This window comes from Methylobacter sp. (assembly GCF_030680395.1).
Classification (GTDB): domain Bacteria; phylum Pseudomonadota; class Gammaproteobacteria; order Methylococcales; family Methylomonadaceae; genus Methylobacter_A.
This window is the reverse complement of sequence record NZ_JAUXVR010000045.1, coordinates 58,176-76,955: the sequence shown is the minus strand read 5'-3', so window position 1 is coordinate 76,955 and position 18,780 is coordinate 58,176. Positions and strand designations below refer to the sequence as shown.

Sequence of the window (18,780 nt, the reverse complement as noted above, 5' to 3'; positions counted from 1 at the left end):
ATGATTGAAAATGCTGAAACATTGGTTAAACAGATTAGTCACGGCGTTTATGTGATCGGCGTCGGTGTTGGCGAGCGTCAAAATGCCTTTACTGCGGCCTGGGTGATGCAGGTGTCTTTCGATCCTTTGTTGTTGGCGATCAGTATTAATCCCGAGCATTATTCCTATCAATTGTTGGAGGAAAGCGGTGTTTGTACGGTTAATGTTCTGGGGCGGGATCGGTATGCGCTAGCGGAGCATTTTGGCCGATCTGCTCCAGACAAGATGGCCGGTTTTTATTGGCAGCAAGCCAAAACCGGCGCTCCCGTTTTATCCGAAAGTTTGGCTTATTTTGACTGTCAGGTGAGTCATTATGCCGATGCGGGCGATCACAAGATTGTCGTTTGCCAAGTGGTTGCAGCGGCAACGCTTAATCAGGGACGGCCATTGCTGTATAGCGAGACCGGCGACATGGACGGCAGCAGCGAGTTATATGGATAAACTGTGCGTATTCAGGTCTGTTATTCACCACGAAGACACGAAGAGCACGAAGAAAAAAACATAAACTTCGTGTCCTTCGTGTCTCGGCAATTGCTCCTGCATTGCTCTACCTCCTGCATCCATGCAGTTGTTCGTGGTAAAAATTATTAAACCAGCGGAAACATCTTATCGGGATTGAGTATGCCGTTCGGATCGAATTGGCGCTTGATGTCCCTCATCAGTTCCAAAGAATTTACATCCAGTTCCCGATCGACAAAGTCTCTCTTTTCCAGGCCGACCCCATGTTCGCCGGACAGTGTGCCGTTTAGCTCCAGCACCAACGAAAAGATTTCATCCAGGCACGCGTGGGCTTTTTTGCCTTGTTCGGGCTGATCAGGATCGAGCAATAAATTAACATGGATATTGCCGTTGCCCGCATGACCGAAGTTAATGATGGGTAGGTCGTATTTTTTCGAAAGTTCGCCTAATCCCGCTATTAGCGCCGGCATTTCGGTAACCGGCACCACTACATCTTCATTGATTTTTTTCGGAGCCACTTTGCGCAACGCCGGAGACAGCGCTTTTCGGGTTTGCCAAAGGGCTTTAACTTCGGCGTCGGTCTGAGCCAGTCTAATATCCAAAAGGCCATCGTTTTTGGCGGCGGCAGCCACTTTTTCAGCCGCCGTGTCCAAACCTTCGCGTTGTCCATCGACTTCGATCATTAGCATAGCGCCTGCATGTTCGGGCAGATCGGTTTCTGAATACTGCCGGATCATGTTGATGGCATTGCCGTCGATAAACTCCAGCGCACAGGGAATGACCGGTTGCGACATGATCGCGGAAACGGCTTTGGCCGCATCAAAAACGGAATTGTATATGGCTCTGAGCGTTTTGGTCGCTTCCGGCAGCGGTGTCAGTTTTAATGTGGCTTGGGTAATAATCGCCAGTGTGCCTTCCGAGCCGAGTATCAGCCGGGTCAGGTCATAACCGACCACGCCTTTGCTGGTATGAACGCCAACGCGGATTTCCTTGCCCGCGCCGGTCACAGCGCGCAAGCCCAGCGTATTTTCTCTGGGGGTGCCGTATTTTACTGCTCTGGGTCCTGCGGAGTTATAGGCCAGATTGCCGCCAACGCTACAGAAGGCTGCGCTGGTCGGGTCGGGTGGCCAAAAAAAGCCTTTTTCTTTGGCGATGTCCTGCACCTGCTGGTTGGTCATGCCCGGCTCTACAATGATGTAGCGATTATCGGGAGAAAATTCGACCAGTTTGTTCATGCGTTCCAGTGACACAATCAGTCCGCCTTTAAGTGGAACAGTCGCGCCGGTGGTGCCGGTGCCGCGGCCTCTGGCGGTCAGTGCAACGTTGAAGCGGTTACAGGCATTAACGACGCTGACGACTTGTTCATGCGTAGTCGGAAAAACCACGGCTTGAGGCAGCACATGGCGACGGCTGTTGTCATAGCCGTAAGTCCAGCAGTCTTCAGGAGCAGTTAAAATGGCATCACGAGAAAAAAACTCAGCCAGCAGGCTTAAGAATGCAGCAGGTAAAGGGGCGATATTAGTCAATGTATTCAAAAACCGTAATGATTTGATTTACGTCGGATTGGTGTCTGGCCGCTTCTATGGCAGCAGCACCTTCGTTTCTATGCACTAGCCCCATCAGGTAAACCGTGCTTTTTTCAGTAATGACTTTTACCCAGGAGGCATCGAATCCGGGTATTTGAGTGAGTGCGGTTTTTACTTTACCGGTAATCAACGCATCATTGGCTCGGAAATTAAAAGGACTGGGCTGGGCAATGGTCAGCTTGTTGTGTACCAGTTTTACATTGGGAATGACGCGGACAATGTCGATAATTCTATTGCGGAACTCATCCTTGGGCGTTTCTCCAGTGACCAGCACGGCGCCGTTGTAAGCGGTGATATTAAAATGGCATTTGTCGCGCAGATCATAATAGGCATTCAACTTGGCGTTGGCATGATTTTCAATCGCCTCGTCAGCCAAAATGGCTTCGCGGCTGCGACGGTCGTTTAATAATGATAAGCCGGTTATTTCCGCGCCGCCCGCAGCAATCGTCGAGCAGCCGGTAATAAAAAAGATCTGCGCCAGCAGCAGTAATAAAAGTTTTTTCATGGTCAGCCGCCAAATAATTGATGGTCAATCAAGTCACACAAGCAATGGGTAATTAATGTGTGTACTTCCTGGATGTGCACGCTGGTATTTGACGGTACGCGAATTTCTATATCGATCTCATTGAGCAAGGGTGCAATCATGCCGCCATTATTGCCGGTCAGGGCGATGACTGTGATGTCTTTATCGTGAGCTGTGGTAATGGCTTTGGCGATATTGGCCGAATTATTGCCATCGGTGTAAGCAATTAATATATCTCCGCTTTGCCCTAATGCCCTGAGTTGTTTGGCGAAGATATCATCAAAATGATAGTCGTTGGCAATGGCGGTGAGAGTGGTCGTGTCGGTGGTTAAGGCAATAGCAGGTAACGAGGGCCGGTCACGTTCGTATTGATTAAGCATGGCCGATGACAGCAACTGGGCGACGGCCCCTGAACGGCCATTGCCGCAAGTGACTATTTTTTTATCGTTAAGCAGGGTGGCGACCAGTCGTTGCGAGGCAAACTCGATCAGTTCGCCGAGATTGCTCATCGTATCCTGCTGGGTTTGGATGCTGTTAGTGAAGTGGTTAATTATGCGATTTTGTAGGCTCATAGTGAGCAATTATAAAGGCTATCATGAGTCTGCGACACTTTTTAAATTCAACGGGTTGAAAGTTTTGCGCGTTCATGTGCGTATTTCCGGCAACACGCAATACCAAATGTATCCATTAAAAGGTGTAGCCATTTAAAATGCATTTTGTATCCAGTCGATATTGCCGTTGCCGGAAATAGCGATCACGTCGAAGCGGATAGGGCTGTCTGACTTGTGCGATGAAAGATAAACATGCGTTGCCGCTATAATGCGGGATTGTTTGGCGCGGGTGATACTCTCAACGGCGCTGCCGTATTTGTCGGTTTTACGGAACCGGACTTCGATGATAACCAGCGTCAGTTTGTCGGTCATTATTAAATCAAGTTCGCCTTGTTTGCAGCGGAAATTCCGGCATACCGGTTTGAGTCCTTTGTCGATGAGGAAATTGTGGGCTTGTTCTTCGGCACTTTCGCCGCGGATTAGATGCACCGCTTTGGTCTTGAGTTTAGTAAACAGCATCGTTGGCCTTGGCCGGGCTTTCCGGTTGTTGTCTTTTATCAGGTATTGAGCCGTTGTTTTCAGTGGTAAGGTCGCTTATTTCGGGTTGCCCGTCCATGAATTTGGCGCATATCAGCTTGCGCTTGATGCGCTGGTCTGTGGTCAGCGATAGATATCCGGTCGCGCCGGGATAGGGATCGGCTTCCATATTATCCAAGTGCGCAACCAGATTATAGGCGTCAATGCCCATCGCAATCAGGCGCAAATAAGAGTTGGGGAATTGCTTCCAGGTTTCTTGCAGCGCATTCATGCTAAGTTCGCCCTGATAGGCTTTGTCGAATAGCCAAGGAGTATCGCAAAAAGTTATTTTATTAAGGTCGGCATCCAGTGATGCGTTGGTTTGTCCTGTGTAAACGGTAGGCATCGCATAAACAGGGATGTCACCCGCCTGATAAAATTGGAACTGGGAATTAATAGAGCGCGCTTCTGCGCTATAGGCACTTAATAATATGGCATCAGCATCCTGGCGTCTTCGAGAAGTATATTTTACGCCAGGTATCAGTGTAAGGATTTTATTGTAACGCTGCTCACTTTCATCCAGGTTGAGCAGTTTTTGAATCGGTGCTGAAAAGTCGGTTTCTTTGGGGTTATAGGTCTGCGTTTCGAGGATAGTGCCCTCCCTGTCTTGCCAATCGTCCGTTAAATAGTTGGCGATGCGTTTGCCTGAGGCGTTTTCAGGAACGAGTAGCAGCGCTTTTTGATGTCCATCCGTCCAAGCTTTATGGGTGATTTGGTCGGCATCATCCAGAGGGCTAAGACTAAACTGGTAGAGCTGGTTTTTTTGCAGGCCTGGAATATGATTTAATGCCAGTACGGGGATGTTAAATGTAACGGTCTCGGCCAAACTTTGGATATGTTCTTTAGCTAGCGGGCCGATGACCAATTGGGCGCCTTCTGCGACAGCTTGGCTGTATAAAGTTGCTGGCGTCGATTGTTCGCTGTCATAAAAATGAATAGTGGGCTTGGAATTATTGTTTGTGTGGTTGTAGGCTGCCATGAATCCAGCGCGGATAGCTTTACCGGCTTGGGCGAAAGTCCCTGAGCCTGGTAGTAATAATGCAATTGATTGGGGTTGAAAGAGCGCATTTTTTAGCGTGTCTGGAGGTTGACCCAGGAAGCTTAAGTCAGCAGGATGTGCCGGAAATGCTGTGCGCCACTGGCTTATTTGGGTATTAAAATCAGGCTGGTTTATATTTTTTAAAATGTTGCTTAAAGACATCCAGCCTGCTAAATCATCTGTTTGGTTGATCTGTATGGAAATGTCGGGCAGCATGCTTAACGATTCAAGAATGGCGGCCTGATTTTTTTCGAGTTCATCAGGAGCAGTTATTAACCGGTGTAGTTCAATTCTCGATTTGGCGCTATCAAGCAGATTTCCTGTTAATGAGTAGGCAAAGGCTTGCGATTGAAAATATTTAATCTGATTGTCCAGATTGAGCTGTTGCGGTTGAACCAGCGACAAGCTTTCAATGGATTGTTCAGCCTCGCCAAAGCTGAGCTGGATCTGGGCATAAAGAAGACGCAGATGGGCATGCTGTTCGGGTGACAGCTCTGCAGGATTAATGGCATCAGCATCATGTTTTGCAGAATTGCCGTCTCCGGACTGAATTAAGGATTCGACGGACTGCAAGCGCTGCTGATTTAGTTCCAGGGACGCTGGCGTTGAGGGATGCTGGTATAATTCAACCATTTGACCAGGCTGGTCGTCCCTTACTAAAGGTTGCGTTACCAGTGCTTCTTGTTTATGCAGAGCGTTATCCGGAAGTCGCTCCTGCATTGCTCTGCCTCCTGCATCCGTGGCGGCTGTGGGGGCGCAACCGGAACAAAACAATAGGCCGGAAAGCAGGGCATACAATAATGGCGGCTTATATTTTGGTCGCATCTTTTTAAGAGTTTTCAAGTGAGTGTATCGAATGTCAAGTGAATGCGGCAAATTATACGTTGTTGCTACTCCGATAGGTAATTTAGCGGATATTAGTTTCAGAGCGGTTGAAATATTAAAACAGGTTGATTTGATTGCTGCGGAAGACACCCGACATGTGAAAATGTTGTTACAGCATTATGGCATTAGCAATAAACTGATTTCGTTGCATCAACATAATGAAGACAAAGCTTCAGCAGGGTTGCTGGAAAAGCTCCGGGAGGGTTTATCTATTGCGTTGGTTTCCGATGCCGGAACGCCGCTTTTAAGTGATCCGGGTATGCCGCTGGTGAAAATGGTGAAGGATGCGGGGGTCGATGTTGTGCCTGTGCCGGGCGCCTGCGCGTTGATTGCGGCATTGTCTGCCGCGGGATTGCCAGTCACCCAGTTTGTATTTGAAGGCTTTTCGCCGAGAACCTCTTCGGCGCGAAAAGCGTTTTTTAGCGAAAGATTAGCATGTCCGATAACGTGGGTATTTTATGAGTCCAGTCACCGGATTTTGGCTTCATTGAAAGATATGGCGGAGATATTGCCAATGAATCGGCAGATCGTTATTGCCAGGGAATTGACCAAGTTGCACGAAACTATCGTGAAAACCAGTTTGGGCGAGGCGCTTAAGTTAGTTGAAGGCGATGCCAATATGAGGAGAGGTGAGTTTGTGGTTATTGTCGATGGCGCTACTATCGATAAAAAAGAGCAGATTATTACGCCTGAGCAGGAAAAGATATTGAAAGTGTTGATGGGCGAATGTTCGATTAAAACCGCAGTTGCATTGGCTGCGGAAATTACCGGAGTTAGGAAGAAGCTGTTCTATCAAGCCGCATTAGATATGGAGAAAGATAAGGACGCTTAGTATTTCCGTTAATGCTGATTGAAGGGCATTTCTGGTCTGGTTTTTGCTTATTATTTAAAGCTATCGCATATCGCATTAACATAAATGTGTGATACACTAAACGCTGAAAGAGTCGGCTGAGCAGTCGCTGTTTTATCGCAAGATAAGATGGAGGAAAGTCCGGGCTCCATTGGGCAGGGTGCCAGGTAACGCCTGGGAGGCGTGAGCCTACGGAAAGTGCCGCAGAAAATATACCGCCTGTCACTTGTGACCGGTAAGGGTGAAAAGGTGCGGTAAGAGCGCACCGCGCAACTGGTAACAGAAGTGGCATGGTAAACCCCACCCGGAGCAAGATCAAATAGAGGGACAGACGCGTGGCCCGCGCGGTTCCTGGGTAGATTGCTTGAGCTGCAGGGTGACTTGCAGCCTAGATGAATGACTGTTCTCGACAGAACCCGGCTTATAGGCCGGCTCTTTCTCCTTTTTCCGAGTACTTCTGCTCGGTATTCATGGCGCCGCTAAATGCGCAAAAAAATGCCCGATAATTATTGCGGCAGTATCTTTGATCCAGTCCTCATTTCCATCAAAAAATATAGAAAATTTCGATAGTTTTATACTTAAAGTGATTTCTCATTAAGATTAATTAACTTTTTGATAAAGAATAGGAATTATTTTGTCATATGCTATGTGATTATGCTCTATCCAGATTGCGATGTAAGTCATTGTCGAAAAAGAAAGAATCTAAATGAAATCATCCTTGACTAGGGGGTATTTGAAATCTATAGTGGACACAAGTGGGGAAAAGTGGAAAAAAAGGGTTTTTTGGGAATCCATCCGGGGTAAATTTTGTTTCGAGGCATTAGTTCAATCAATTTAGACGGTAAAGGACGTCTTGCGATTCCTACCCGTTACCGGGAAGAGTTACAGGAATGTTGCGAGTGCCAAATGGTTGTGACGGTTGCTGTAAATGAGCGATGTGTTGGAGAGAATGGTTGCTTGTGGCTTTATCCGATGCCTGAGTGGGAAAAGCTTGAACAAACGATCAGCAAATTGCCTACGTTAAATAAAATGGCCGGTAAGTTAAGGCGGTTTGTTATCGGCAATGCGTCTGAATGTGAAATGGATGGGCAGGGTCGTTTGTTGTTGCCGGAAAAGTTGAGAACATTTGCAAATATGGATAAGAAAATTGTCTTGGTTGGTCAGCTCAATAAGTTTGAACTCTGGAATGAAGAAGCCTGGGTAACAAAAGAAAATGAATGGCTGGATGGTGACGATAATGAAGGGTTGGAAGATTTAGGTTCATTATCCTTTTAATGCGGGAGATTTGTTAGTGGAACATTTGCCCGTTATGTTTGCAGAAGCTTTGCAGCAGTTGGCTCTTAAAGAAGACGGCGTTTACCTGGATTGTACTTTTGGTCGGGGCGGTCATAGTCAGGGGATTTTAAATCTACTGGGTCCAGCCGGACGATTGCTGGCTTTTGATCGGGACTTGGATGCGATTAACTCTGATTACGCGCAGGCAATGCTGGAAGATAAGCGGTTTAAGCTCAGACATACACATTTTTCTGAGTTGGAAAATATAGTCGCAAGTGAAGGTTTGGCTGGAAAGGTTGACGGTATATTAATGGACTTGGGGGTATCGTCGCCTCAGCTGGATAATCCTGAAAGAGGTTTTAGCTTTTTACGCGACGGGCCCTTGGATATGCGGATGGATGGCAATGCAGGTGTTACGGCAGAGCAGTGGCTGGCCAGTGTTGATGAAAAAGAGCTGGTTAAGGTTTTATTTGAATATGGCGAGGAGCGGTTCGCACGGCGCATAGCTCGAGCAATTGTTGAAAAAAGAGTCGTATCGCCAATTACAACAACCAGAGAGTTGGCAAAGTTAATTGAAGACGTAGTGCCGGGCAAAGAGAAGCACAAGCATCCGGCAACCCGCAGTTTTCAAGCAATCCGCATAGAAATTAATAGCGAATTGGATGAGTTAAAGGCTGTTTTGCAGCAGTCCGCCAGGATTTTGAAATCGGGTGGTGGGCGCTTGGTGGTTATTTCTTTCCACTCATTGGAAGACCGCATCGTTAAACGCTTTATCAGGGCTGAGTCCGGGGCTAAATATAATCCCGGAAAACTACCAATTAAAGAAATCGATATTACTAAAGGTATCTTGAAGAAAATAGGTAAAGCCCTGAAAGCAGAGCAGCAGGAAATCGCACAGAATCCGAGGGCACGAAGCGCAGTCATGCGCGTAGCCGAGAGAGTTTAAGTGGCAGTAAGTCGTTATTTAGCGGTGGGCGCACTGATATTGGCGTTGCTGATATCGGCTCTGGCCGTAATTTACAGTAAATACCAGTCGCGATTAATTTTTATTGAGATCCAAAAGCAGGAGAGAGCTCTGGATCAGTATGAAGTGGAATGGGGGCAGCTGCAATTGGAGCTGACAACCTTGGCAGAGCAAAATCGGGTAGAGCAAGTGGCGCGGGAACAATTGAAACTGGTTATGCCGTTGCGGGAAAAAATTATTTATATAAAACCGTAAATGATACATTTTCAAGGCAGAAATAGGACAAATAAGCCGGCTGACAATTTTTCAGGACGAAGGAAAATAGTAGTCGTTTTTATAATGGCCTGTATGGCGGTGCTGGTTGGTCGAGCTGTCGATTTGCAGGTGCTGAATAAGCAGTTTCTTAAAGATCAGGGAGATATGCGCCATGTCAGTGATGTGCCGGTTTCGGCATACAGAGGCATGATAAAGGATAGAAATGGTGCGCCGTTGGCAATCAGTACGCCCGTCGAGTCCATTTGGATGAATCCGCAAGAGCTTGAACCGGCAAAAGAAAACGAAATCAGGCAAATCGAAAAGTTGTTAAATTTGCCGAAAGGAAAAATCAGTGAACTGGTTAAGGCTGATGCGCACAGGCAGTTTGCTTATATTGCCCGCCAGGTGAGTCCGGTGGTTGCCGACCAGGTCAAGGCATTGAAGCTTGCGGGCATTTATTTCGAGCGGGAATTCAAGCGTTTTTATCCTGCCGGAGAGGTTTCCGCGCATTTGGTCGGTTTTACCGATATTGACGATGTGGGTCAGGCCGGACTTGAATCGGGATATGAAAAATCATTAAAGGGAATTCCAGGCAGCAAACGGGTTATCAGGGATGGGCAGCGTCGAATTATTGAAGATGTAGAAAATATAAAAGAGCCGGTTGCAGGCAGGAGTCTGGAGCTAAGTATTGATCAACGCATCCAGTACTTGGCGTATCGGGAGTTGCAGTTGGCAGTTAACCTTAACAAGGCGAAATCAGCGGCGCTGGTGGTATTGGATGCAAAGAGCGGGGAAATTCTGGCGGCAGTGAATCAGCCGTCATTTAACCCGAATAGCAGAAAGAGCTTAAAGGAAAGCTTATACAGGAATAGATCGTTAACCGATGTATTCGAGCCTGGGTCAACGGTCAAGCCATTTGTTGTCGCAGCTGCCCTGGACGGGGGGTATGCCAAACCAAATGAGATTTTTGAAACTCACGGATTTTATCAGGTCGGGAAGCATCTGGTTAAGGATGTACACAATTATGGAGCCCTGGATCTGACAGGAGTGCTGAAAAAATCCAGCAATGTTGCGGTAAGTCAGATGGCATTGCGCATGCCGCCGGAATATTTTTGGGGAATTTACAATAAACTGGGTTTTGGTGTGGCTGCGGGCTCCGGCTTTCCCGGAGAAGCCAGTGGAAGCTTGCTTGATTATCAAAGCTGGCATGAATTCGACAGGGCGACTTTGTCATTCGGCTATGGTGTAAGTACCTCTGCACTTCAATTGGCAAGAGCCTATACGGCATTGGCAGACGACGGCATTTTACACTCGGTTAGCTTGTTTAGACGGGATGAAGATGTTGATCAACAGCGGGTGTTTTCAGCTAAGACAGCCAAGAGAGTTAGAGCCATGCTGGAAACAGTGCTTATGAAAGACGGCACTGCTTACGAGGGCAGAGTCGATGGCTACAGCGTAGCCGGTAAAACCGGAACGGTAAAAAAAGCCGGTGCTGGCGGATATGTCGAGAAAAGTTATTTTTCTGTTTTTGCGGGCATGGCGCCGGCCAAGAATCCACGATTGATTATCGTAGTCATGGTTGATGAGCCTTCTGCGGGCCAATACTACGGTGGGATAGTCTCAGCACCGGTGTTTTCCAAAGTAATGGCGGGAGCCTTGAGGATGTTGGAGGTCGCACCTGATCAGCAGGATAATATGCCTATTTTATTGACGCGAAAAGGCCCATAACATGATAACTGCCATGGATGCAGGAGGTAGAGTAATGCAGGAGCAATTACCGAGACTGAAAGATTTATTAAGTGGACTGACCTCGTTTCCGGATCAGGGCGATATGCCGGTTTTGACACTCCTGACCTCCATGGCTGGAGGAAATACCGAGGACAGCCGGGAGCAGTCTCTGCCACAATCCCTGGAGGTCGCAGGTTTGGCTTTGGATAGTCGGGAAGTGGTTAGCGGAGATGTATTTGTTGCTTTGGCTGGAGCCAAACAGCATGGTTTAGTGCATGTTGAACAGGCTATTAATAACGGAGCCTGTGCGGTAATTTTTGATCCGTCCGGGAATGGTCGGCAGCTGGTAGAGGCCTTGCAATGTAACATCGCTACTCTTGTGCCGATGATCGCAGTGGAAAATCTGGGCTTAAAGTTGGGCGAACTGGCCGCGCGTTTTTATGGCGATCCGTCCCGATTTATGACGGTTATCGGCATTACCGGCACTAACGGCAAAACGTCTTGCAGTCAGTTTTTGAGCCAGATGTTGGACGACTGCGGGATTATAGGGACACTCGGCTGGGGAGAGTGGGGCAATCTCAGCAAGACGTTGAATACCACGCCCGATGCACTGGCAATTCAGAAAATACTGGCTGAATTGGTAAAAAATGGAATCCGCACCGTAGCGATGGAAGTTTCCTCGCATGGCTTGGAGCAAGGCCGCGTAAACGGCGTTGTGTTCAAAGGCGCGGTATTTACTAATATCAGTCGTGATCACTTGGATTATCACGGCACGATGGGCGCTTATGTACAGGCCAAGCTGGAGTTATTGAAAAAACCGGGTTTGGCTTTCGCAGTAGTGAATATGGATGATGCTTACAGTGAGCAGATTATTGCCGCAGTACCCGAATCGGTAAAGCTGTGGCGCTTTAGTGCCAAGGGCAAAACATTAGATTCAGGCGAATGTATTAGTGCGGAAAAAATACTGCATAAAGCGGATGGAATTGAATTTGATGCGCGCTATAAGGGGCAAATTCAGCGAGTGAAATTGCCCCTTTATGGCGATTTTAATGTAGAGAATGTCTTGGCCGTTTTGACCGTAATGTTGGCTATGGGTATTTCGTTGAATGAAACCGCTAAAAAACTTGCCGGTATCAAGCCGGTTATTGGCCGTATGGAGCGTTTTGGGGCGGAGGCCGATCCATTGATTTTTGTCGATTATGCTCACACCCCCGATGCCTTGGACAAAGTTTTATCCAGTCTACGCAAGCATTGCAAGCAGGCTTTATGGGTGGTTTTCGGCTGTGGCGGCAATAGAGATGCGGGTAAACGTTCGCAAATGGGAAAAATTGCAGAACAATGGGCAGATCATGTGGTTATTACCGATGACAACCCGCGTTATGAAAACGGACTGGATATAGTCAATGATATTTTGACTGGTTGCAGTTCGACTGCCAGGGATGGGGGAAGTGTCGCAAATGGTAGGGAACCGGTGCGACCGGCTAAGGTCGAAGTGATTCAAAACAGAGAGCAGGCAATACAAAAAGTGGTGGTAAGTGCGGCTAAAAATGATTGCATTGTGATTGCGGGCAAAGGCCATGAGCAATATCAGGAAAGCAATGGCATGTGTGTACCTTTCAGCGACAGGCAGGTTGTGATTGATGCGTTACGCAGGCGCAATGTTCAAGGTGAACAAAGTAAATGAATATGATGCTGAGTGAGATTGCGGCGTGTGTGCAGGGGAAGTTGATCGGGGAAGATACTGCCATCTCAGCGGTCAGTATAGATACCAGAGCGATAAAGCCGGGACAGCTTTACGTTGCGATTAAAGGTCATAACTTCGATGGCAATGAATTTGTGGTCGAGGCGGAGCAATCCGGGGCTAGCGCAGCAATCGTGCATCAAGGTATTACAGCAACGATACCGTATGTCATTGTTGATGATACGCGACTGGCATTGGCTGAACTGGCGGGAGCTTGGCGAAAAAAAGCGTCAGTTTCGGTAGTCGGCATTACCGGCAGTAACGGCAAAACCACGGTCAAGGAAATGGTAGCGGCAATATTGAGCGCTTCTGATCCAACACATGGTAATACGCTGTTTACACAAGGTAATCTAAATAATGATATTGGTGTGCCCTTGACTTTGTTGCGCTTGAACGAGCAACACCGGCATGCAGTTATCGAGATGGGCGCAAACCATCCTGGCGAGATTGAATACACCAGTCAATATGCGCAGGCTGATGTTGCGATCATAACTAATGTAGGGCCAGCGCATATAGAGGGTTTCGGCAGTATCGACGGAATTGCCAAAGCGAAAGGGGAAATAATTGAGACGCTAAAGCAGGACGGCGTGGCGGTTCTTAATCGCGATGATGCCTATTTTGACTACTGGAAATCGCTAGCCGGAACAAGAAAGGTCATATCGTTTGGGATAGATGAACTGGCAGGGGTGACGACGCATTCCGTTAAAACGGAAATTATAGATCATGCATTCGCCACGACCTTTGATTTGGTGACCGCAAAAGGCGAGGTGACTGTAAAACTAAGGCTGGCGGGTCGACATAATGTCGTGAACGCATTGGCGGCCGCTGCGGCATGTCTGGCGCTGGGTACGGATCTGCAACAGATTAAACAGGGGCTGGAAAGTGTAAATCCAGTCACAGGACGGTTGCAGCCGCTGGTCAGCCGGTTAGGCAATATCGTCATCGATGATACTTATAACGCCAATTCCGCGTCACTTAAAGCGGGACTGGATGTGTTGGCTAACTGCGACGGGAAACGTTGGCTGGTTTTAGGGGCTTTTGGTGAGCAGGGCTCTGAAAGCCCAAAAATACATGAACAAATGGGCGAACTAATTAAATCATGTGGTGTCGTGCGTCTCCTGGCTGTAGGCTCCGATGCCCGAAATACGGTAAAGGTTTTTGGCGAAGGAGCCACTTTTTTTGACAGCCAAAATGATTTAATTGAAGTGTTAAAGCAAGAACTCAAAGGTGATGAAGCGATTTTGATCAAGGGGTCAAGGGCTCAGCGCATGGAGAATGTAGCTGCCGCACTGGTTGAGAACTTCAGGATATAAATAATGTTACTTTATTTTGCAGATTATTTGATGACCTTTGATGGCGGCTTCAGGGTATTTCATTACCTGACTTTTCGCGCCATTCTTGGTGCACTAACCTCGCTAGTCATTTCTTTTATTATCGGGCCGATCATGATCAGGAAACTGAGCAGGAACAAAATCGGGCAAAGTATCCGTACGTTGGGTCCTCAATCGCATTACGAGAAGGCCGGTACGCCTACCATGGGCGGAACCTTGATACTGGTCGCAATAGCATTCAGCACGTTATTGTGGGCAGATCTGGGCAACCGCTATATATGGGTTATTTTGTTGGTGACTCTGGGTTATGGCATTATCGGTTTTGTCGATGATTACAGAAAAGTGATCAAGGGCAACAGTGACGGTTTGTCGGCTAAAGCCAAATATTCCTGGCAATCGGTTATTGGTCTGATGGCCGCTGTTTTTCTGTATAAAACCGCAATACTGCCGGTAGAAACGCAATTGATTGTCCCGTTCTTTAAAGACGTCATGCTGGATATGGGCTGGATATATATAGTCCTGACCTATTTTGTGATTGTCGGAACCAGCAACGCAGTCAACTTGACCGATGGACTGGACGGGCTGGCGATTATGCCGACCGTCATGGTCGCTACCGGCCTGGGGATTTTTGCCTATTTATCGGGCCATGTGACTTTCTCGCAATATCTGGCAATACCCTATTTGCCTAATGCCGGGGAACTCATCGTATTTTGTGCAGCTTTGGTCGGTGCCGGATTGGGTTTTTTGTGGTTTAACGCTTATCCCGCGATGGTGTTCATGGGCGATGTCGGCGCGCTGGCGTTGGGTGCGGCTTTAGGCGTGTTGGCTGTGCTGGTCAGACAGGAAATCGTACTGGTGATTATGGGCGGTGTATTCGTCATGGAAACGGTGTCGGTGATTATTCAGGTGGCCTCTTTCAAAATGACTGGAAAACGCGTTTTTCGTATGGCGCCGATACATCATCATTTTGAATTGAAAGGCTGGCCGGAACCTCGGGTTATCGTGCGATTCTGGATTATTACCGTCATTCTGGTGCTGATCGGTCTGGCTACCTTGAAGCTGAGATAAGCAATGAATAAAGTCCACGCCTCTGTCCATGATTCTGTAAGCAATGCAGCTATTACCGCATTGTTAAAAAAGAATTTTGCTTTGGACCCGGAAACGGCCAAGGTTTTGGTTGTGGGTCTTGGCAATACGGGAATTTCGGTCGCGCATTATTTGCAAAGCTTAAACTTTAACTTTGCCATTATTGATAGTCGCAGCAAGCCGCCTATGATGGAAGAGTTTTTTCAGCAAATGCCCGATACGCCTGTGTTTACCGGAGGTTTTGATGAGGCCGCGTTTAAGGTCGCGACGCATCTGGTTGTCAGTCCCGGCGTGTCACTGAATGAGCAGGCGATAATGAAAGCCATTGCCAACGGCTCGAAAGTAGTCAGTGATATTGACCTGTTTGCCTGTTCTGTCGATGTGCCCATTGTCGCCATCAGTGGCTCCAATGGTAAAAGCACGGTGACTACCATGTTGGGCGAAATGGCAAAAGCGACGGGGATGAAAGTGGGCGTAGGTGGGAATCTGGGAACACCAGCCTTGGATTTACTGGAGTTAAATGCGCAACTATACGTGCTGGAATTGTCAAGTTTTCAACTGGAGCGAACTTCAGCCTTGGATGCTGTCGCAGCAACAGTGCTCAATGTCAGCGCTGATCATCTGGACAGACATGTTGATATGGCCGAATACGCGCGAGAAAAACAAAGAGTCTTTAGAGGCGATGGTGTCATGGTTATCAATGCCGATGATCCTGTGGTCTTTGCTATGCGGGATGACTACAGAAAAGTATTTACTTTCTCGATTAGCAAAAAAGCCGATTTCTATCTTGGACACAAGGACGATACAGAATATCTGATGCACAATGAATCGTGCCTGATGCCGCTGGCTGAATTGCCGCTTGAAGGCAGACATAACGTGGCCAATGCCTTGGCGGCATTGGCTTTAGGCGTATCCATGGGCTTAGATGAACAAATTATGTGTGACGCCTTGCGGAAATTTAAAGGGCTAAGTCACAGGATGCAGCGTGTTGCGGAAATACGTGGCGTTACCTGGGTTAATGATTCAAAAGCCACCAACATCGGGGCTTGCGTTGCCGCTTTGCAGGGCTATGCGCGCAAGGTGATTCTTATTGCCGGTGGTGACGCGAAAGGCGCCGACATGAACGAATTGACGCCCGCGATAAAAGAAAAAGCAAAAAGCGTGGTGTTGATGGGTAAGGATGCAGGCCTGATAAAGCAGGCCTTGAATGGTTGCGTCCCTGTTTATTCAGCAGGCAATATGGCAGAAGCGGTACAGATTGCAGCAGGTCTTGCCGATGTCGGCGAAAGCGTTTTACTGTCTCCTGCATGCGCGAGTCTTGATCAATATAAAAATTACCAGGATAGAGGCGAGAAATTCACCAAAGCAGTGTTGGCGTTAGTTGACCGCTCCGGCGGTTTTCCGCCATCCGTGGCGGCCATATGAGTAAGCCGTTATTTGGAGGTTGGTCGCATCTGTTACTTACAGATTGTGATATTTCCACTTTTCTTGGTGGTCGGTCACACTTGTTCCTTACAAATTGTGACACTTCCACCTTCCTTGGTGGTCGGTCACATTTGTTCCTTACAAATTGTGACACTTCCACCTTCCTTGGTGGTCGGTCACATTTGTTCCAGACAAATTGTGACACTTCCTCCCTCCCTGGAGGTCGTAAATGAGATTATCGCGAATACGGATTGGTCGATTTCATTTAGATCCGGTATTGCTGATCGTGAGTACCAGTTTATTGTTGATCGGCTATGTGATGGTGGCATCCGCATCATTGCATCTGGGTATAAAAATGACGGGTAGCGGTTTGTATTATCCTCTGAGGCAGCTGCTGCACATAGGTTTGGGGCTGCTTTTCGGGGGTATCGTGGCGGCCGTTCCAATGCGGGTCTGGGAAGAGAATGGTCCCCAGTTGTTTATAGCGGGATTGCTGTTACTGGTTATTGTGCTGATTCCCGGTCTTGGCGTAAAGGTTAACGGCAGTGTGCGCTGGCTATCGATAGGCGGAATGAGGATACAAGTATCTGAAGTGGTCAAATTTTTTTCCGTCATCTATATGGCCGGGTATGTAACTCGGTATCAGGAGTCAGTGCAGAACGCGGCTTTCGGGTTGCTCAAACCGCTGGGACTGTTTTCGGTGGCCAGTTTGCTGTTGTTGTTGGAGCCGGATTTCGGTTCAGCCGTAGTTATTATAATGATAGCCATGGGTATCATGTTTTTAGCCGGAGCGAGATTATCTCAATTTATAGTGCTGCTGTTGGTAATTGGCGTGCTGGCAATGTTACTGGTTTATTTTTCGCCTTACCGTTTGGTTCGGGTCACAAGCTTTATGGATCCATGGGCTGACCCTTTGAAAACCGGCTTTCAATTAGTCCAGGCGCTCATTTCGTTCGGGCGTGGGGAATGGTTGGGCGTGGGTTTGGGTAGCGGCGTACAAAAACTATTTTATTTGCCCGAAGCACATACTGATTTTTTGTTTTCAGTGATCGCGGAAGAATTGGGTTTGTTGGGCGTGGTTACGGTGATTGTTTTATTTTCGGTGTTGGTATGGCGCACTTTTGCAATAGCTGCGGCTGCGGAACAGGCGGGCCTACGATTTTCCGCATTTATTGCCTATGGATTGGGGATTTGGTTCGGTTTTCAGTCATTCGTCAACATGGGCGTCAATATGGGGATTTTACCAACCAAAGGTCTGACATTGCCATTGATGAGTTATGGCGGCGGCAGCATGATGATCATGTGCTGTGCGGTTGCATTGTTGTTTCGGGTACAAAGTGAAGTCGCCGAAATAAATGCCGGTACGCCAAAGAGAAGCCGACATGGGTAAGCGCATCGTTATTATGGCTGGAGGAACCGGCGGGCATGTGTTTCCTGCGTTGGCAGTGGCTCAAACGTTAATCGAAAAAGGCTGGCAGGTCAGTTGGCTGGGTACGCAGAAGGGTCTGGAAGGCCGGGTGATTCCTGAACAGGATATAGAGATCGACTGGTTGTCGGTTGCCGGTGTACGTGGCAAAGGCTGGCTGTCGAAAATAACGGCCGTATTGCTGTTAATAAAGGCGTGCATCCAGGCATTGAAAATATTGCGAAAGCGCAAACCCGATGTGGTGTTGGGGATGGGCGGATTTGTAGCAGGGCCTGGCGGACTCATGGCAAAGCTATTAGGTATACCTCTGATCATTCATGAACAAAATCGAGTGCCCGGTACCACTAACCGGTTGTTGGCTGGTATAGCTAGCCAGGTATTGGAAGCATTTCCAGGAAGTTTTAATAAAAAGCTGAATGCCAGATTTACCGGAAACCCGTTAAGAAAACAGTTTATAGGATGTGCTGAACGCAAAGAAATGCATTCGGGCGTTAATATATTAGTCGTAGGCGGCAGTCAGGGCGCCCAGATATTGAATGAAGTTGTACCCGATGCACTTGCAGCTTTGGATTCCAATATGGCTAATGGAAATACAGTACAAATAAAGCATCAAACCGGTACGGCAATGCAGGGGCAAGTTGACAGTCGGTATAAAGAACTAGGCATGAACGCGGAAGTGAATGCCTTTATTGATGATATGGTGTCGGCCTATCAGTGGGCGGATCTGGTGATTTGCAGGTCCGGTGCAATGACTGTCAGCGAAGTGGCCGCAGCAGGGATCCCGGCCATATTTATACCGTTGCCTAGCGCAATTGACGATCATCAAACAGCTAATGCCCGATATTTAACCGATGCCGGTGCGGGGCTGATATTGATGCAAAAAGATTTGAATACAGTAACGCTGGTAGAACATATAACAAAGGTAGTTAAGCAATTGGATGTAATGAGTAAAACAGCAAAAAAATATGCACGATTGGATGCGACGGATGTTGTTGCAGGGGTCTGCATGGTCGAGGCTGAACTATGACAACTCGGCAGGAA

Annotated in this window: 17 protein-coding genes and 1 other RNA gene; 13 read left to right on the top strand and 5 right to left on the bottom strand. The window is 47.8% G+C overall.

Annotated elements, in window-relative coordinates; translation table 11 throughout:
- Nucleotides 1–480, top strand: coding sequence for a flavin reductase family protein (locus Q8L79_RS19245; RefSeq protein ID WP_305274313.1), 480 nt, complete (start codon nt 1–3; stop codon nt 478–480).
- Between the two features lie 146 nt (nt 481–626).
- Here Q8L79_RS19245 and Q8L79_RS19240 read toward each other — a convergent pair whose 3' ends face one another.
- The 5 genes from Q8L79_RS19240 to Q8L79_RS19220 form a co-directional block, all read right to left on the bottom strand.
- The gene (locus Q8L79_RS19240) at nt 627–2,033 is read right to left on the bottom strand and encodes an FAD-binding oxidoreductase (protein WP_305274312.1); all 1,407 of its coding nucleotides are present in this window, start codon (nt 2,031–2,033) and stop codon (nt 627–629) included.
- A complete protein-coding gene (locus tag Q8L79_RS19235; protein ID WP_305274311.1) occupies nt 2,017–2,589 on the bottom strand; it encodes a BON domain-containing protein in 573 nt (190 codons plus the stop codon). Before Q8L79_RS19235 ends, Q8L79_RS19240 begins: the two co-directional genes overlap by 17 nt.
- 2 nt (nt 2,590–2,591) lie before the next feature.
- Nucleotides 2,592–3,179 (bottom strand): SIS domain-containing protein, encoded by a 588-nt coding sequence (locus Q8L79_RS19230; RefSeq protein ID WP_305274310.1) that lies wholly within the window; start codon nt 3,177–3,179, stop codon nt 2,592–2,594.
- A gap of 132 nt (nt 3,180–3,311) precedes the next feature.
- Complete coding sequence (locus Q8L79_RS19225; RefSeq protein ID WP_305274309.1) at nt 3,312–3,677, bottom strand: YraN family protein; 366 nt, start codon at nt 3,675–3,677, stop codon at nt 3,312–3,314.
- On the bottom strand, nt 3,664–5,493 hold the full coding sequence (locus Q8L79_RS19220) for a penicillin-binding protein activator (RefSeq protein ID WP_305274308.1): 1,830 nt from the start codon (nt 5,491–5,493) through the stop codon (nt 3,664–3,666). Before Q8L79_RS19220 ends, Q8L79_RS19225 begins: the two co-directional genes overlap by 14 nt.
- A gap of 136 nt (nt 5,494–5,629) precedes the next feature.
- On the opposite strand from Q8L79_RS19220, the gene rsmI reads away from it, so the two are divergent.
- The 12 genes from rsmI to murG all read left to right on the top strand — a co-directional run bounded on the left by rsmI (nt 5,630) and on the right by murG (nt 18,766).
- On the top strand, nt 5,630–6,490 hold the full coding sequence (gene rsmI / locus Q8L79_RS19215) for a 16S rRNA (cytidine(1402)-2'-O)-methyltransferase (RefSeq protein WP_305274307.1): 861 nt from the start codon (nt 5,630–5,632) through the stop codon (nt 6,488–6,490).
- A 108-nt stretch (nt 6,491–6,598) separates the two neighbouring features.
- Nucleotides 6,599–6,948, top strand: an RNA gene (gene rnpB / locus Q8L79_RS19210) — RNase P RNA component class A.
- A 367-nt stretch (nt 6,949–7,315) separates the two neighbouring features.
- Nucleotides 7,316–7,783, top strand: a complete 468-nt coding sequence (gene mraZ / locus Q8L79_RS19205) for a division/cell wall cluster transcriptional repressor MraZ (RefSeq protein ID WP_305274306.1) — start codon at nt 7,316–7,318, stop codon at nt 7,781–7,783.
- Between the two features lie 16 nt (nt 7,784–7,799).
- Nucleotides 7,800–8,729 carry a 16S rRNA (cytosine(1402)-N(4))-methyltransferase RsmH gene (rsmH, locus tag Q8L79_RS19200; RefSeq protein WP_305274305.1) on the top strand — a complete coding sequence of 310 codons (930 nt, stop codon included), beginning with the start codon at nt 7,800–7,802 and terminating at the stop codon, nt 8,727–8,729.
- Entirely contained in the window at nt 8,730–9,002 is a 273-nt protein-coding gene (ftsL, locus tag Q8L79_RS19195; protein WP_305274304.1) for a cell division protein FtsL, read from the top strand.
- On the top strand, nt 9,003–10,730 hold the full coding sequence (locus tag Q8L79_RS19190; protein ID WP_305274303.1) for a penicillin-binding protein 2: 1,728 nt from the start codon (nt 9,003–9,005) through the stop codon (nt 10,728–10,730).
- A gap of 1 nt (nt 10,731) precedes the next feature.
- Complete coding sequence (locus Q8L79_RS19185) at nt 10,732–12,414, top strand: UDP-N-acetylmuramoyl-L-alanyl-D-glutamate--2,6-diaminopimelate ligase (protein ID WP_305274302.1); 1,683 nt, start codon at nt 10,732–10,734, stop codon at nt 12,412–12,414.
- A complete protein-coding gene (gene murF, locus Q8L79_RS19180; RefSeq protein WP_305274301.1) occupies nt 12,411–13,784 on the top strand; it encodes a UDP-N-acetylmuramoyl-tripeptide--D-alanyl-D-alanine ligase in 1,374 nt (457 codons plus the stop codon). Before Q8L79_RS19185 ends, murF begins: the two co-directional genes overlap by 4 nt.
- A gap of 3 nt (nt 13,785–13,787) precedes the next feature.
- Nucleotides 13,788–14,870, top strand: coding sequence for a phospho-N-acetylmuramoyl-pentapeptide-transferase (gene mraY, locus Q8L79_RS19175; RefSeq protein WP_305274300.1), 1,083 nt, complete (start codon nt 13,788–13,790; stop codon nt 14,868–14,870).
- Between the two features lie 3 nt (nt 14,871–14,873).
- Complete coding sequence (gene murD / locus Q8L79_RS19170; protein WP_305274299.1) at nt 14,874–16,313, top strand: UDP-N-acetylmuramoyl-L-alanine--D-glutamate ligase; 1,440 nt, start codon at nt 14,874–14,876, stop codon at nt 16,311–16,313.
- Between the two features lie 229 nt (nt 16,314–16,542).
- Entirely contained in the window at nt 16,543–17,703 is a 1,161-nt protein-coding gene (gene ftsW / locus Q8L79_RS19165) for a putative lipid II flippase FtsW (RefSeq protein WP_305274298.1), read from the top strand.
- Nucleotides 17,696–18,766 carry an undecaprenyldiphospho-muramoylpentapeptide beta-N-acetylglucosaminyltransferase gene (gene murG, locus Q8L79_RS19160; protein WP_305274297.1) on the top strand — a complete coding sequence of 357 codons (1,071 nt, stop codon included), beginning with the start codon at nt 17,696–17,698 and terminating at the stop codon, nt 18,764–18,766. The genes ftsW and murG overlap by 8 nt, the downstream gene beginning before the upstream one ends.
- Nucleotides 18,767–18,780: the final 14 nt, after the last annotated feature.

Bases quoted from the DNA above. Each gene is read 5' to 3' on its own strand.
- Q8L79_RS19185 (WP_305274302.1), top strand. From the start codon at position 10,732: ATGATAACTGCCATGGATGCAGGAGGTAGAGTAATGCAGGAGCAATTA.
- ftsW (WP_305274298.1), top strand. From the start codon at position 16,543: ATGAGATTATCGCGAATACGGATTGGTCGATTTCATTTAGATCCGGTA.
- Q8L79_RS19235 (WP_305274311.1), bottom strand. From the start codon at position 2,589: ATGAAAAAACTTTTATTACTGCTGCTGGCGCAGATCTTTTTTATTACC.
- Q8L79_RS19190 (WP_305274303.1), top strand. From the start codon at position 9,003: ATGATACATTTTCAAGGCAGAAATAGGACAAATAAGCCGGCTGACAAT.
- Q8L79_RS19245 (WP_305274313.1), top strand. From the start codon at position 1: ATGATTGAAAATGCTGAAACATTGGTTAAACAGATTAGTCACGGCGTT.
- murG (WP_305274297.1), top strand. From the start codon at position 17,696: ATGGGTAAGCGCATCGTTATTATGGCTGGAGGAACCGGCGGGCATGTG.
- mraY (WP_305274300.1), top strand. From the start codon at position 13,788: ATGTTACTTTATTTTGCAGATTATTTGATGACCTTTGATGGCGGCTTC.
- murF (WP_305274301.1), top strand. From the start codon at position 12,411: ATGAATATGATGCTGAGTGAGATTGCGGCGTGTGTGCAGGGGAAGTTG.
- Q8L79_RS19225 (WP_305274309.1), bottom strand. From the start codon at position 3,677: ATGCTGTTTACTAAACTCAAGACCAAAGCGGTGCATCTAATCCGCGGC.
- Q8L79_RS19220 (WP_305274308.1), bottom strand. From the start codon at position 5,493: ATGCAGGAGCGACTTCCGGATAACGCTCTGCATAAACAAGAAGCACTG.
- Q8L79_RS19230 (WP_305274310.1), bottom strand. From the start codon at position 3,179: ATGAGCCTACAAAATCGCATAATTAACCACTTCACTAACAGCATCCAA.
- murD (WP_305274299.1), top strand. From the start codon at position 14,874: ATGAATAAAGTCCACGCCTCTGTCCATGATTCTGTAAGCAATGCAGCT.
- rsmI (WP_305274307.1), top strand. From the start codon at position 5,630: ATGTCAAGTGAATGCGGCAAATTATACGTTGTTGCTACTCCGATAGGT.